The 15,841-nt window shown below is 54.2% G+C and carries 11 protein-coding genes; 4 read left to right on the forward strand and 7 right to left on the reverse strand.

Annotated elements, in window-relative coordinates; translation table 11 throughout:
* Positions 1–35: 35 nt before the first annotated feature.
* The 7 genes from fhuA to hrpB form a co-directional block, all read right to left on the reverse strand.
* Entirely contained in the window at positions 36–2,285 is a 2,250-nt protein-coding gene (gene fhuA / locus CSE01S_RS14600) for a ferrichrome porin FhuA (RefSeq protein WP_042289919.1), read from the reverse strand.
* 213 nt (positions 2,286–2,498) lie between these two features.
* Positions 2,499–3,518: a fimbrial protein gene (locus tag CSE01S_RS14605; protein WP_042289920.1), complete on the reverse strand. Its 1,020-nt coding sequence runs from the start codon at positions 3,516–3,518 to the stop codon at positions 2,499–2,501.
* A 4-nt stretch (positions 3,519–3,522) separates the two neighbouring features.
* Positions 3,523–6,015: a fimbria/pilus outer membrane usher protein gene (locus CSE01S_RS14610; RefSeq protein WP_042289921.1), complete on the reverse strand. Its 2,493-nt coding sequence runs from the start codon at positions 6,013–6,015 to the stop codon at positions 3,523–3,525.
* Between the two features lie 36 nt (positions 6,016–6,051).
* Positions 6,052–6,765: a fimbrial biogenesis chaperone gene (locus CSE01S_RS14615; RefSeq protein WP_167333864.1), complete on the reverse strand. Its 714-nt coding sequence runs from the start codon at positions 6,763–6,765 to the stop codon at positions 6,052–6,054.
* A 55-nt stretch (positions 6,766–6,820) separates the two neighbouring features.
* Complete coding sequence (locus tag CSE01S_RS14620; RefSeq protein WP_042289923.1) at positions 6,821–7,363, reverse strand: fimbrial protein; 543 nt, start codon at positions 7,361–7,363, stop codon at positions 6,821–6,823.
* Positions 7,364–7,794: 431 nt separating this feature from the next.
* Positions 7,795–10,335 carry a bifunctional glycosyl transferase/transpeptidase gene (gene mrcB / locus CSE01S_RS14625; protein ID WP_042289926.1) on the reverse strand — a complete coding sequence of 847 codons (2,541 nt, stop codon included), beginning with the start codon at positions 10,333–10,335 and terminating at the stop codon, positions 7,795–7,797.
* Positions 10,336–10,478: 143 nt separating this feature from the next.
* Entirely contained in the window at positions 10,479–12,908 is a 2,430-nt protein-coding gene (hrpB, locus tag CSE01S_RS14630; RefSeq protein WP_042289928.1) for an ATP-dependent helicase HrpB, read from the reverse strand.
* 73 nt (positions 12,909–12,981) lie between these two features.
* On the opposite strand from hrpB, the gene thpR reads away from it, so the two are divergent.
* From thpR to gluQRS, 4 genes are all read left to right on the forward strand, one after another.
* On the forward strand, positions 12,982–13,512 hold the full coding sequence (gene thpR, locus CSE01S_RS14635; protein WP_042289930.1) for an RNA 2',3'-cyclic phosphodiesterase: 531 nt from the start codon (positions 12,982–12,984) through the stop codon (positions 13,510–13,512).
* 16 nt (positions 13,513–13,528) lie between these two features.
* Positions 13,529–14,233 carry a DNA/RNA nuclease SfsA gene (gene sfsA / locus CSE01S_RS14640; RefSeq protein ID WP_042289932.1) on the forward strand — a complete coding sequence of 235 codons (705 nt, stop codon included), beginning with the start codon at positions 13,529–13,531 and terminating at the stop codon, positions 14,231–14,233.
* 177 nt (positions 14,234–14,410) lie between these two features.
* Positions 14,411–14,866: an RNA polymerase-binding protein DksA gene (gene dksA / locus CSE01S_RS14645; RefSeq protein WP_003829221.1), complete on the forward strand. Its 456-nt coding sequence runs from the start codon at positions 14,411–14,413 to the stop codon at positions 14,864–14,866.
* A 65-nt stretch (positions 14,867–14,931) separates the two neighbouring features.
* Complete coding sequence (gene gluQRS / locus CSE01S_RS14650) at positions 14,932–15,828, forward strand: tRNA glutamyl-Q(34) synthetase GluQRS (RefSeq protein ID WP_042289934.1); 897 nt, start codon at positions 14,932–14,934, stop codon at positions 15,826–15,828.
* Positions 15,829–15,841 lie beyond the last annotated feature (13 nt).

Here is a 15,841-nt window from a genome sequence, read left to right on the forward strand (position 1 = left end):
TAAAACGGGCACGCAAAGCGTGCCCAAAAGAGAAATTAGAAACGGAAGGTTGCAGTTGCAACGACCTGACGTTCCGCGCCCCAGAAGCAGCCATAAGTGTTAAAGCAGCTGGCGACATATTCGCGATCAAACAGGTTGTTCACATGCAGGGCGACATTCGACCCCGCCATGCCCACGCGTGCCAGGTCGTAACGGACCAGCGCATCCACCAGGGTATAGCTGCCGACTTTAAAGGAGTTCGCCGGATCGCCGTAGCTGGAGCTGGTATAGCGAACGCCAGTGCCCAGCGTCAGGCCGGAGAGCGGGCCGTCAAAGACCGTGTAGTCGCCCCATAGGGAAGCCATGTGTTTTGGCACCTGTGCCGGGGTGTTGCCTTTGTAGTTGGTGTCGGTGGTATATTCCGCATCAGTATAAGTATAAGAGCCTACCACGTTAACGCTGGCCGACAGCGCTGCTTTCGCTTCAATTTCCACGCCACGCGAGCGAATTTCACCGCCTTCAACCGAGAAGAATGAACCGTTCGGGTCAGCCATCAGGTTGTTGGTTTTGGTCAACTGGTAAACGGCGCCGGTGATAACGATCGGACGATCGTTCGGCACATACTTCACGCCCGCTTCGTACTGCTTACCTTTTGACGGCGCGAAGATGTTGCCATTTTGTCCAACCTGTGAAGCCGGTTCAAATGACTCGCTGTAGCTGAAGTATGGGGTTACGCCGTTATCAAACAGGTAGTTAACGCCGCCGCGCCAGGTGAACTGGTTATCATCACGCGAGTCCTGGACGCCTGTTTCACGGTTCAGGGAGTCCTGCTTCGCCCAGTCATAGCGACCGCCGAGGGTCACCAGCACTTTATCCCACTGCATCTGATCCTGCACGTACAGGCCGGTCTGCTTCTGTTTGTTCAGCACGCGGTAGGCGCCTGACGGGCCAGGATGCGCACCGAAGTCGAAGTCACCGCGGTCAAGGTTATAGATATCAGATGGCGTTACGGAACCGGCATAGCCAAACCAGGAATCGATATCGTTACGCATACGCATAAAGTCAACGCCGGTCAGCAGCGTGTGATCGACAGAGGCGGTGGTAAACTGACTCTGCAGTTGGGTATCCACCGCAAAGTTCTCCAGCTTCTCATTGTCGATAACATACTGACGGGTCAGGGTGTGGCCCCATTGCGACTGAGGAACGCTGGCGCACGGGCTGGAAGTCGGGTTGCTTGAATAGAGCGGATCCGAGCACATGCCGTAACCGTAGACGCTGTTCTGCTCAACTTTGTTCTGCGCGTAACGCAGGTTCTGACGCACGGTAAAGGTATCGTTGAATTCGTGGTCGAAGCTGTAGCCCACCATCTTCTCGTTACGGGAATAGGTGTTGTTGTTCGCCCCTTCGTTGAAGTCGGTCGGCAGACGCTTACCGTTCGGCAGCGTGGATACCGTCCCCTCTTTCGGCAACCAGCCGTAATAACCGGTTTCCGGCTCGTTCTGGAAATACGAGAGGAAGGTGAGGTTGGTTTTATCATCCGGACGCCAGCTGAATGACGGCGCGATGGCGTAACGTTGTTCTTCCGCGCCCTGCTGCTGGGCATTCGCCGAGCGCGCCAGACCGGTTAAACGGTAAGAGTAAACGCCGTCATCATCCAGCGCGTCGCTGAAGTCGAAGCCGGTCTGGAACAGGCTGTCGGTGCCCATTTTAAACTGCACTTCTTTCAGCGGTTCGGTGGTGGGACGCTTACTGACCATATTCAGCAGGCCGCCCGGGTTGCTCTTACCGTACAGGACGGAAACAGGACCGCGCATCACTTCTGCGCGTTCCAGCATGTAAGGGTCGATCACCGCGTCGTTATAGAAGTTACCCTGCATCTTCAGACCGTTCAGATAGTTATTCTGGCTTTGGCCGTCAGCAGCGAAACCGCGGATGATCAGATAATCATAGGTATTGGACGCGCCGCGAGTGCCGACAGCAACGCCGGGCGTATAGCTCAGCGCCTCTTTCACTGATTTAGGCTGATGCAGCGCCATCTCTTCCGCAGTGACCACTGAAATGGACTGCGGTACTTTCTGGATCGGGGTATCGGTTTTGGTCGCCGTGGCAGACTGTCGCGCCGCGATGGTCGCCGCCGGACCCCAGGCGCTTTCCTGCGGAGCAGGCGCAGCAGTTACAGTAATGGTTTCTTCTTTCGGTTGAACCGCCGCCTGTGCATAGACAGACATGCCGCTAACCGCTGTGGCTACTACAACTGCGATTTTACGCAGAGAGTATGTTGGCTGAGCAGTTTTATAACGCGCCATTGGTATATCTCTGATGGAAAGTGAATGATAACGTAAACGAGAATTATTATTATGACGGCAGAATAATATTCGAAACGCTGGCGAGATAGCAAGCAATACGCGTCCCTGGCAAAACTAAGGGGTTAAGAATTATCCAGATGAAAAGAAAGGGTTAAAACAAGCGCCCTGAGGTTAACAAAATGCTCAGGGCTCAGAGAGAACAAAAACCGAGGTTTACCGATAATAAACTTCAAAGGTCGCTACAGCATCGACCTGTCCGCCCTTTATCGTACCGGTTTTGATATATCGGGCTTTAAGCGGAATGGTCACTGACTGGTCCTGAACCGTGTTACCTGTTGCGGTGTAGTCCTGATCAAACTGAAGCACCGTATCATTGCTGTCAAGAATCTGGATGCCAATGCCTTCAGCCGCATTTTCGCCTGTCGCAATAGAAAGCACATCCCCATCCTGTACGCCCGTTGAGCCTGACGTTGTGAAGCGATAATCAACCTTAATGCCCGCATCACACCGCTCAAGCTGAATTTTAAAACTGTCGTCAGAAACCACTTTCGAGAGATTGTTCGTAAAGTCGTGCGCCGTGATCGTGGCTAACGGTACCGTGATATTGTTTTCCATCAGTTGGCAGGTGTTGGATTTAATATCGATTGTGGTTGAATTAAAGCGTAACTGACCGATGACTTTATCGTCGTATTTCCAGTCTGCGATCAGTTTACTGGTGTCAAGCACACCCGATGAAACAGGCCCGGTAACCACGAGCTGAACGGCTGCATGGAGGGTAATGGGATAGGCAGCATCTATTTTTTTTACTGTGTCGGTTCCTATGTGCCAGGGAGTGATCAGGTTTTCAGGGCCTAACGTTTCATTTGCGAAATTAGCCCATGCAGCGCGAAAGCCAATTCCTGGAATGCCCGTTGCGTAAACCCCCTCGAGGGAACTTGTTGTAACCAGATCGGCGTCACTAAGTCCGCCGGTATATCCTTGATGAATATTACCGTTAGCATCGCAGGCAACCGTTATTTGCGCACTGGTCAGTTCCTCCGAATAAAGAATTTGACCGACAGCAGCATCTTTACTGACGACCAGTGGCGGCAAGGTAAAGGTAACCTGCGCTGCATCAGGTCCCCCTTTAGTAATGACACAGCTTGCCGTGGCGTAAAAACTCAGGCCATTGCCAGTAAGCACCAGCAGTGCAATGGCAAGACCCCGTAAAATCCTCTCGCGTATTCTGTTCATCTTTTTACCTGCTCTGTAGGCATGCGACGGACGCCGTATAGATTCTGGCCTCCAGGGTTTCCGGCACAGTGACGCTACCTTCACATTGCGTATCCGGCGTTTTTCCCCACTGAACGGTAAACCGCTGTGTCCCGTTTAAGCCCGTGACGTACGCTTCGCCGTCGTCACCGACAAGGGCTGTCGTCCCCTCCAGACTCAGCACCGCGCCGAAAGGCACTTTCCCCTGACCCAGGTTGAGCGTGAGCAGCGCGCGTTTTCCTTTACGCGCAGTGAAATCCGCCGCCACCGCTGCGCCTTTTGTCGGCGTGACATCAACCGAAGCATCCTGAATATCAATGTCATCGTGGCCAAGCGTGTTTACCGTTACGGTATTTCGTCGATAGTTGGTCAGCGTAGGGACAATCGCATTTCCCCAAAAATCGGTATAGATCCCCTGAGAATTCTGCACTTTCACATTGTCGCCATGATCAATATGAACGACTGCAAACGCATCCTGCAGCGACTGTCCGAGCGTGATGCCATGAGGATGGGCCACCACGGAGCCTTGTACGCCATAGCTCCACTGTTTCGTCTCTTTTTGATAGCTATAGCTGGTGTTGAACTCGCCATAGGAGGCGCGATAGCGAGAGGATAAATAGGCGCCATAACCTTTATCATGGTTAGCATAGGTTTGCTGCACGTTATAACTTAAGTTATTGTCTTGTAATAAGGTTCCACTGACGCCCACCTGATGAGAGGTTTCACCGTGCCGGGTGCTGCTCAGATTGTATGTCGCCCAGGAATTAGCCATCCAGCGCGACAGCGGAACGGTAAAGCTCAATGACACTTGCTGATCGTTATCCGATGAGGGCGTCTTCGTCAGGCTGTAGTTCAGTGACCAATTGATCCCCTCCCAACTGCTGCTGTAGCCCATACTGATGCTACGTTCATGCCCGTCCATATCCCAGTAGTCTTGCTGGTAAGCATTGGCGTAAATCGATCCCCAATCGTTGAGCGACTGAGAGAGATTTAACTGCAAGCGGCTACGGCGATTATTGGTACTGCGATAGCTGTAAATATCATCTTCATCGTAGTCTTCGTTACGCTGATCAAGCGCTTCCTGAAACGTGTAAAAACCCGATGTGGAATAGCGATAGCTGGCCAGGGTTAACGTGGTGTCGGTTACGGGAAAATCTTTGGCGTACTGGGCGCGCCAGGATTGCCCTTTCGCGTCATTGCGATCGTGATTAAACGCGGTTTTCGCCGTAGTAAAATCAAGAGAGAAGGAGCCGTATCCCTGGAGATCGGCGCCGACACCAAGCAGAGCCGCATGGTACATCGACGCGCCAAGTCCTCCACCGTAAACGGTGATGCCATACGGTAACCCGTAGATCAGCGTTGCCTGACCAAAACCGGGCTCTTCACCGTTATCGACATCACGGTACTTCCCGGCGGCAACGCTGTATTTCACCGCGCCGTCTCGTAACATGACGGGAACCGACGAACTCACCTGGATGAAACTGCGTTCCGTACCATCCGATTCCTGTACAGTCACCTCCAGGTCCGCGCCAGCCGTCACTTGCGAAAGGTCGTGAATTTCAAACGGCCCGGGGGAGACATTGGTCTGATAAATGGTGTACCCGTTTTGCTTAACCGTCACTTTTGCGTCGCTATTCGCAATGCCGCGAACCACGGGGGCAAATCCTTGCAAACTGCCTGGCAGCATACTTGTGTCCGTTTCCAGCTTCACGCCAGTCATCTGTACGCTGTCAAACAGCTCGCCATTTGTGTACGTTTGCCCTACCTCAAGCTGGCTTCTTAGCCACTTGATATCGCGTTCCAGCGTAGTACTAAGCGACTGCCATCCCTCTTCGTCACCCCAGTTACTGCTGTTCCGCAAGCGCCATGCGCCAAGATTGATACCCGAGTTCAAACTTGCCCAGTTAGAGATATTGGTCGTGCTATTTGAATGCTGACGAGAGCCGGAAAAATAATAGCTCGTCCACACAGCGGGCATTCCGTCATCCCAGGTTCTCGGGTTGCTGTCCCCTGCCAGGAGAAGATCCCGGTAAATTTGCGGAATGCGCAACTGCAACACATGTGTATCCTGATTAAAGTCATAACTCGCGTCAGGAATATATTGACTGATATCATCGACAAGCGCGTCATCGTCCAGGTGATTAAAGCTGGAAAGCGTGTCTACCTTGACGCCCAATTCCCGGAGTTCACCTTTGGTCAACTCCGGAAGCAGTTTCTTTTTATCTTTGGAAAGCGTGTAATTAAGATTGCGAGCGTCGAGGCGCTGTTGGTCCCACACTATCGTTGTCAAATATTGGCCTGGCGATAAACCATTATTTTTCAGATAGGCTTCCAGCGCGCCTGTATTCTCGAGCGGCGTATCCGTTTCAAGCACGCTGAGATTAAAATAATCTTCTGCAAGAACAGGGAAATTTAACGCCAGTATCGATAATGTGTATGTATTTAACGTAAATGCCCGAAGTTTGCGATATATAGCCATTATGACGCTCTCTAAATACAAGGTTCCCGAAAAAAATCATAAAGGCCGCTTTTGCACTTCCGTTTCAGATCCAAAGTCATTCATTGCAGACCACGCAACGTCCCCTTTTGCGCCCGCAGGTATCTCGAAAGATTGCTCGCTAAAGGGGGCCAACATCATGCTGAGCGCACTTGGCATATTTGAATTTCCTACCGGTTTAGCGTCACGCCCACCCACGGTTAGCTGTCCGAAGGTGATGAAAAAGGGAGAAGGATTTTTAACAGCCATACGATTACCGGTTCGCTTAAACTCTAAGGATTTCCAGGCATCTCTTGCATCGCTATCGCTTAACCCCGCAGGGCGATAAAAAAGCTTCAGTTTCGTCTTTATGGCAAATTGCAGCATATTTTTATCGCGCATATTTTCCGGGATCGCAGAAACAGACTTCACATTTGTCATAAAAATGGACTCGCGATCCTGAGGCAGCGCGTTTTCATGTCCCGTATAAACAATATGCAGTAGGGTTTGTCGGTTTTCATCAATCTTATAAATAGGGGGCGTAATAACAAAGGGCGCTTTGCTATCGTCGAGGTTGCTCACCCAACTTTGTACGAGATAACGTTTATCGGTATCTTTATTTTTTAACGCTATCTGGACTTCCGCCTGCTTAGCGGGGTAGATAATGCGCGTTCCGCCCAACACGATACCTGCCATTGCGGAATGCGATAACATGAAGAAAATAAAAGCGTATATATAGCGAAAGTTATTCATACTCTTTTTCAGTCCGTTGAAAAAACTGGCCCGCCCTGGGCCAGCAAAACTATCCTTAACGATAGAGCAAGGTATAGGTTGTTTCAGCAGAGTAATCACCCACCGTTGGCGCTGTGCTTCCTACCTGAATGACTTCAGCGGTATAGTTAAAAGCAACGTTCGCGCTATTGGCCTTATCCAGTGATGTGTCGGGTTCTGAACCATCAAATTTCACATAACTACTGCTTCCCTCAGGCAACAAGCGAACCCCTAAGTTTTTAGCTTTACCAGTAGTTGTTAATACTTCATCGGAATAACCGTCGATGCGGGTGCCTTCGAATTTAACGTTCAGTTTGCCGACAGAAGCATCACATTCCGTCAGGGCGATTTCGACTTTTTGCGTGTCGCCCACCTTTTTATCGGCGCCAAAAGCAGTCGCGGACAAATCATTAAATGTCACCGTTCCGTTAGTTGCCGTCCCATTGATATTAACGACACAACTATCATTAAGGATTTTGCCGCTAAACGTTATCGTTCCTGTATCAACAGCCATGGCTGGTGCAGAGAGCGCCGCGGTTAAACTGATTGCCAGCAGTGATAACACTGATTTTTTGCACATATAGCATTCCTTACTTATGCTCAATAATTGATAAAATGAATAAATACTGGAGAAAATAACAGATAAGGCGGACGTTACGGAGAACTCCATTACGCCTTCAATATTTACATTTACAGTTTCAATATTGAAAACAGCACATATCCTTTGCCTGAAAACCTCTCCTAAAAATATTATTATATTAAACCGCGGGAATGAACACCCTACGGAATGAGGAAAACGACAAGATTATACGCAAGCGCCTGTATTATCTAGAAAATAAAAAACCTGATTTTTATTTAAAACGAAATTAAGTTAAATTAAAATTCATGAAATGAATATAACTAATATTATATTTGACATTAGCTAACCATTGACGCCGTTTGCTTTTATAAAAGAAAAAGCCAGATGTTATTCTGGCTTTTTCTCATGACATCAACGGGCACAGCGTCGCGTTAGTTACCGCCAAACATATCTTTGATCCAACCAGCCACGCCGTCGCTGTCTTTCTTCTCTTCCTGTGGCGCCTGCTGCTGTTGCGGCTGCGGCTGCGGCTGAGAAGATTGATCGAACGGGTTACCTGACGGTTGCTGCTGTTGCAGCATTTCACCCTGCTGGCAAAGCGCGTCAGGATCGGTTGTCCACACCGGCAATGTACGCATCCCGCCGCTGCAAACAAAGTTGCCGTCATAGTCCACGCCCATATCAACGATATCTTCCGGCGGCGTTAAGATCAGCGGCGTCGGCGTCTGATTCGCCAGATAGCGCTGGTAAATCGACATCGCCCCGCTCGCGCCATAGAGCTTCGTCGGCTGGTTGTTATCACGGCCGACCCAGGTAATCGTCACCTGACTACCGTCGATCCCGGCAAACCAAGTGTCCACGTTGTTATTGGTGGTCCCGGTTTTGCCCGCCAGATGCAGACCCGGATACTTCGCGCCAAGCTGGCGACCGGTACCGCGCTGGACAACCTGCTGCATCGTCCACAGCGTCATGTACGCCGCTTGCGCCGGAACGGCGCGCTCCGCCTGCGGGAAGCTTTGATACAGCACGGTGCCATCTTCCGCAATCACCGAACGCAACGCGGAGAGCGGCGCACGGTTACCGCCGCTGGCGATTGTCTGGAACGCTTGCGCCACTTCGACAGGCGTCAGGTTAAGCGCCCCCAACAGCATGGCCGGAACCGGATGCAATTGATCTTTTGGCACGCCCAGTTTTGCCCAAGTGTCAGTCACCGCAGGCAGGCCCAGCGCCATCCCCAGATTCACCGTCGGCACGTTCATCGAACGCGTCAGGGCATCGACCAGCATTACTTTTCCGCTTTCGCTATAGCGACGGTCATCGTTCTGCGGCGACCAGACCTGGCCGTTTGGCTGACGCAGCGCAATCGGCGCATCCGCAATCCACGTATTCAGGCGATAAATCTTTGGCTGGCTCAGGGCGGTCAGATAAGTAGCCGGTTTTGCCAGAGAACCAATCGAACGGCGCGCCTGCATCGCACGGTTATAGCCCGCAAACTGCGGTTCGGCGCCGCCGACCATCGCGCGCACTTCGCCGCTGAAGCGGTCCACCACCACGATCGCGGTTTCGAGATCGCTCAGCTTACGCTGCTTTTTCAGTAGCGGAATGCCTTCCACCGCCGCTTTCTCGGCGGCATCCTGCGCCACGGAATCGAAGGTGGTGAAAATCTTCACGCCGGAGAGATCTTTCACCTTATCGCCGAGCTTCGCCTGCAGTTCCTGACGCACCATCTGCATGAATGCCGGCTGCGGCGAGATCACCCCACCACGCGGCTGCACGCCCAGCGGACGCGCGCTCAGCATATCGTACAGTTCCTGATCGATGATCTGCTGCTGTTGCAGCAGGCGCAGCACAAGGTTGCGACGCTCCAGCGCCAGCGTCGGGTTACGCCAAGGGTTATAAATGGACGCCCCTTTCACCATTCCGACCAGCAACGCCTGCTGATCAAGGCTTAACTCTTCCACCGGGCGGCCAAAGTAGTACAGACTCGCCAGCGGGAAGCCGCGGATTTCGTTATCGCCGCTCTGTCCGAGATACACCTCGTTCATATACAGCTCAAGGATGCGGTCTTTGCTGTAGCGGGCGTCCATCAGCAGCGCCATATAGGCTTCGTTGGCCTTACGCCAGTACGAACGCTCGCTGGTCAGGAACAGGTTTTTCACTAACTGTTGCGTCAGAGTACTTGCCCCCTGCACCGTCCGTCCGGCGGTCAGGTTCGCCAGAACCGCGCGGCCAATAGAGTACAGACTGACGCCGTCATGCTCGTAAAAGTGACGGTCTTCGGTCGCCAGGAGCGTATCCACCAGCAGATCCGGGAAGCCGCTGCGCGGCACAAACAGACGCTGCTCGCCGTTTGGCGAAGAGAGCATGGTGATCAGACGCGGATCGAGACGGAAAAACCCGAACTGGCGGTTATTATCCATGTTCACGATCGTATTCAGATGGCCGCCATCAAAGGTCAAGCGCGCGCGCACCTGCCCCTCTTTGCTGTCCGGGAAATCAAACGGACGGCGGATCATTTCAATGCTGTTGGCCTGCACGGTAAACTCGCCGGGACGCGTCATCTTCGTCACCTGGCGATACTGCGTCGCTTCCAGCAGTCGCACCATTTCGTTCTTGCTGACCGGCATTTCCGGCTCGAGATTCACCATCCGGCCATAAACGGCCGCGGGCAATTGCCAGACTTTGCCATCAATACGACTGCGGATTTTTTGATCCAGATAAACGCCGTAAATGGCGAACAGCACCAGAAAAACAATCGCTATTTTCAGCAGCAGCCACAACCAGCCGCGCTTACCACGAGGCTTACGCCCTTTGCCCTTACCTTTACGCGGCATCGGTTCTTCATCCTCATAGTCATCATCATAATCGTCGTCGTACTCATCATCTCTGAGTTGGCGACGGCTCACCTTTTGTTTCACCGGACGCGAGGGTTTCCCTTTGCGTCCAATCGGCTCGCGGTCATTCCCGGCCATGTTTTTTCTCCGCAACGTTCAGGCGCAAAGGCCCGATTTTCAGTTCTTCTGTCACCCGACAGAAGAAGAAATCTCTCAATTTATCGCTCGCTGTTTTGCCAGATAACGCTTTGCTTACCGGCTTACAGAGGACATTCGTCCCATTATGAATACTTTTTGGTACGCCGCGTGGGCGCGGTATTCGCCGGGTCGTCAGGCCAGACATGTTTGGGGTAGCGTCCTTTCATCTCTTTTTGTACCTCGCGGTACGCCCCCTGCCAGAACGCGCTTAAATCACGCGTAATCTGTAAGGGCCGCTGGGCGGGCGATAAGAGTTCTAGTACCAACGGCACGCGCCCTTCGGCGATGGTCGGCGTACTGGCCTCGCCAAACATTTCCTGCATTCGGACCGCCAACGCGGGCGGGTTATCCTCATGATAACGAATGGCTATCCGACTTCCTGTCGGCACAGTGTAATGTGTGGGCAGCGAACTCACCAGACGTTGCTGCAGAGGATAGTCGAGCAGTCCCAGCAAAGCCTGATGAATATTCAGCGATTTCAGATTTTTTAACGAATGCACACCGGCCATATGCGGCAGCAACCAGCGCTCAAGATTCGCCAGTAGCGTCTGATCGTCCACCGCAGGCCAGTCATATTCCGGCAGCCACTTCGCCGCACACTGCAAACGCAGACGCAACTGCACCGCTTCCGGCGTCCAGTTGAGCACATCCAGCCCCCTGTCGCGGATCCCGTTCAGCATCGCCAGATGCAGCTCGTCTTCCGAGGGTTTCGCCAACGGCTGCACTTTCACCGTCAGTTGTCCGATGCGCATCCTGCGCCACGCTTTGAGCGTCCCCTGCGCCTCATCCCATTCAATTGTGTCCGACTGCTGCAACAGTTCCGGACATTGCCGGACAAGCGCGTCGATGTCCAGCGGCAATGCCAGCAGGATCCGCGCGTCCGGCGACGCACTGCCCTGCAGCAAGAGCGGGGCGATCAGCCATTCATGACGTCCCAGCGCATCATCGGCGTCCAGCACTGCGCCCATGCCGTTTGCCAGTTGATAACGTCCGTCCAGACCGCGCCGTCGCGCCACGCGATCGGCAAAGGCGTACGCCAGCAATGGCGCGATCCGCGAGACGTCCGCGACGCCGCTGCGGCTATTCAGGCGTTTCAACAGTTGCTGGCTGCGCTGCTGCCAGGCGGGCTGATGGCGTGAAAACGCTACGCCAAGATCGGTATTTCCCCCGCGCGGCGGCTCTTCGAGGATCGCCGCAAGCTGGGCGGCGGTCGCGGCGGCGTCGGGATCGGAAGCGCTCACCAACATAGCAGCCAGCCGCGGGTCGTTGCCCAACGCCGCCATCTTTTGCCCTCTTGCGCTCAGGCGTTCGCCATCCAACGCGCCCAGCATCTGTAACAGCCGTTTCGCCGCCTGTAAGTGTATCGCGGGCGGCAGATCCAGCCAGGTTAACTGTGCGGGATCGCTGCATCCCCATTGCAACAGCTCCATCAGCAGGCCGGAGAGATCGCTATGCAGGATTTCGGGATCCCCTTGCGCAGCGGCGCGTTCCGCCTGTTCTTTGGCGATCAAATGCAGGCAAATGCCCGGCGCCAGACGTCCGGCGCGACCGGCACGCTGGGTCATTGACGCCTGACTGACGCGCTGCGTAATCAGCCGGGTCAGCCCGGTACGCGCGTCAAATCTGGCGACACGCTCCTGGGCGCAATCGACCACCAGTCGAATGCCTTCGATGGTCAGACTGGTTTCGGCGATATTGGTCGCCAGCACCACTTTACGCATTCCCGGCGGCGCAGGCAGGATCGCCGTACGCTGGGCATTCAGCGACAGCGCGCCATACAGCGGACAGAGAAGAACATCGCTGCCGACACGCGCGCTCAGATGTTCCTGTACGCGCTGGATCTCGCCGACGCCGGGTAAAAACAACAGCAGCGCTCCCGGTTCCTGGCGCAGCAGTTCGGCGGTGGCGACGGCAACGGCCTCATCAAAACGCAGTTGCGCCGCCAGGGGTTGATAGCGGCGCTCAACGGGGTAAGCGCGCCCTTCGGACACCACCACCGGCGCCTCCGGCAGACGCTGCCGCAGGCGATCGTTATCCAGCGTGGCGGACATGATCAGCAGCTTCAGGTCGTCGCGCAGCCCCTGCTGCACATCAAGCAACAGCGCCAGAGCCAGATCCGCCTGCAGACTGCGCTCGTGGAATTCATCAAGGATCACCAGGCTGACGCCGCTTAGCTCCGGGTCGCGCTGTATCATTCGCGTCAGCACCCCTTCGGTGACCACCTCCAGCCGCGTGGTTGGCCCCACGCAGGATTGCGCGCGCATCCGGTATCCCACCGTTTCGCCGGGCTTTTCGTTCAACAGCTCCGCCAGCCGCTGCGCCACGTTACGCGCCGCCAGACGACGCGGCTCAAGCAGGATAATCCGCCCGTTAATGCGTTGATGGGAAAGAAACTGCAGCGGCAGCCAGGTGGATTTACCGGCGCCGGTCGGCGCGCTCAGCAGAACCTGCGGCGCAGAATCCAGTGCGGCAAGCAGTTCAGGCAGTACGGCGGCAACAGGCAATGACGTCACAAATGACTCCAGAGGGTTAACATTCTTCGCGCTGCATTGTAGCATCGCGTTAATTCATAACCGAGTACCGAAGATGTCTGAGCCGAAACGGCTGTTCTTTGCCATTGAGCTGCCCGCCGACGCGCGCGCGCAAATTGTTCACTGGCGCGCGGCGCACTTCGCACCCGAGGCGGGGCGACCCGTAGCGGCCGACAACCTGCACTTAACGCTGGCGTTTTTAGGCGACGTTAGCGCCGACAAACAACAGGCGTTAGCTACGCTGGCCGGACGCATTCGCCAGCCTGCTTTCACGCTGACGCTGGACGATGCGGGGCAATGGCTGCGCTCCCGGGTGGTCTGGCTCGGCACGCGCCAGTCGCCGCGGGGTTTACTGCAACTGGCCAATATGCTGCGCGCCCAGGCCGCGCGCAGCGGCTGCTACCAAAGCCCGCAGCCGTTTCATCCGCACGTAACTTTGCTGCGCAACGCCAGCCATGCGGTCGCCATTCCCGCGCCCGGTTTTTGTTGGTCGTTTCCGGTAACTGAGTTTACGCTTTACGCCTCCTCGTTCACCCGGGGACGAACCCGATACACGCCGTTGCAGCGCTGGACGCTCAGCGAATAATTTAAGGACACGCGTGATGCAGTTTTCTCCCCCCCTCCAGCGCGCCACGCTGGTTAAGCGTTATAAACGTTTTTTAGCCGATGTGATCACACCCGACGGAACCGAACTCACGTTACACTGCCCAAATACTGGCGCAATGACCGGTTGCGCAGAGCCCGGGGACACCGTCTGGTATTCGACGTCAGAAAATACTAAACGCAAATATCCGCATACCTGGGAATTAACTGAAACCCAAAATGGCGCGCTTATTTGTGTTAACACATTATGGGCGAACAGGCTGACGAAAGAGGCTCTGGAACAAGGCAGGGTTTCAGAACTTTCAGGATACAGTACCCTGAAAAGCGAAGTAAAATACGGCGCCGAACGAAGCCGCATCGATTTTATGTTACAGGCAGATTTCCGGCCTGACTGCTATATTGAAGTGAAATCGGTAACGCTGGCGGAAAAGGATTTCGGTTTTTTTCCCGATGCCATCACTGAACGAGGTCAGAAACATCTTCGGGAATTGATGAGCGTAGCGGCTGAAGGCAAACGCGCCGTGATTTTTTTCGCCGTTCTGCATTCCGCCATTACACGGTTTTCACCTGCGCGCCATATTGACGCGAAATACGCGCAACTATTGATTGAGGCACAGCGTAAGGGGGTAGAAATTCTGGTTTATAAAGCGGAACTTTCTGCCGGGAGTATGACTCTTAAAGAGCCATTACCCATTACTTTTTAGTGATGTAAAATTTTGGTTATTTAGTATTCTGGTCGCGTGCGCAAATACGCTTTTCCTCACAGGGTTGTCAAGTGTTACGTTTAGTTAATTGCTATCCGGAAAAGCATCTGCTATTTATAGCGACCTGATTTTTCCCCCGAACATGGGGATCGATAGTGCGTGTTAAGGAGAAGCAACATGCAAGAAGGGCAAAACCGTAAAACATCGTCCCTGAGTATTCTCGCCATCGCTGGGGTGGAGCCGTACCAGGAGAAACCGGGCGAAGAGTATATGAACGAAGCCCAGCTGTCGCACTTCAGGCGTATTCTTGAAGCATGGCGTAATCAACTTAGGGATGAAGTCGATCGCACCGTTACTCATATGCAGGACGAAGCTGCCAACTTCCCTGACCCGGTAGACCGTGCCGCGCAGGAAGAAGAGTTCAGCCTTGAGCTGCGTAACCGTGACCGTGAGCGCAAACTGATCAAAAAGATCGAGAAAACGCTGAAGAAGGTTGAAGATGAAGATTTCGGCTACTGCGAATCCTGCGGTGTGGAAATCGGTATTCGTCGCCTGGAAGCGCGTCCGACAGCCGATCTCTGCATCGACTGCAAAACGCTGGCTGAAATTCGCGAAAAACAGATGGCGGGTTAATCCCCACCGTTTGATCACGTTTACACCAGGCGGGGACTTCCCCGCCTTTTCATTTGTCCGTAACGATGACTGACTCACACTATATTGGCCGCTTCGCCCCTTCCCCTTCCGGCGCACTGCATTTTGGCTCCCTGATTGCCGCGCTCGGCAGTTATTTACAGGCGCGAGCCCAAAACGGCATCTGGCGCGTACGCATCGAAGATATCGATCCTCCTCGTGAAGTTCCCGGTGCCGCTGACACCATTCTGCGCCAGCTGGAACATTACGGTCTGCACTGGGATGGCGAAATACTCTGGCAATCCCGTCGCCATGAGGCGTATCGCGAGGCGCTCGCCTGGCTGCGCGATCACGGGTTGAGCTATTACTGCACCTGCCCCCGCGCGCGCATTCAACGCATCGGCGGTATTTATGACGGCCACTGCCGCGACAAGCATAACGGGCCGGATCAGGCAGCGGTACGCATCAGGCAACGTCATCCGGTCACCCGCTTTCACGATCGCCTGCGCGGTGATATTCAGGCCGACGAACGGCTGGCGCAGGAAGATTTTATTATTCATCGCCGGGATGGGTTGTTTGCCTATAACCTGGCGGTGGTGGTGGACGACCATTTCCAGGGCGTCACGGAAATCGTGCGCGGCGCCGATCTCATCGAACCAACGGTTCGACAAATTTCGCTCTACCAGTTGTTCGGCTGGACAGTGCCCGACTATATTCATTTGCCGCTGGCGCTGAATGCGCAGGGCGCAAAACTGTCTAAACAAAATCATGCGCCTGCTTTGCCGCAGGGCGACCCGCGTCCCGTCCTCATTGACGCGCTGCGCTTCCTCGGACAGCGTATTGCGCCAGACTGGCAGGCCATGCCAGTGGAGGCGATTCTTCAGTTCGCCACAGAGAACTGGCGCCTGGCAGACGTGCCGGAATCGGCATCTGTAAATCCGCCATTCTCAAACGCGTCGTGCTGAGCTATGATTAGCC

The sequence above is a fragment of the Citrobacter sedlakii NBRC 105722 genome, from assembly GCF_000759835.1.
Taxonomy (GTDB): Bacteria; Pseudomonadota; Gammaproteobacteria; order Enterobacterales; family Enterobacteriaceae; genus Citrobacter_A; species Citrobacter_A sedlakii.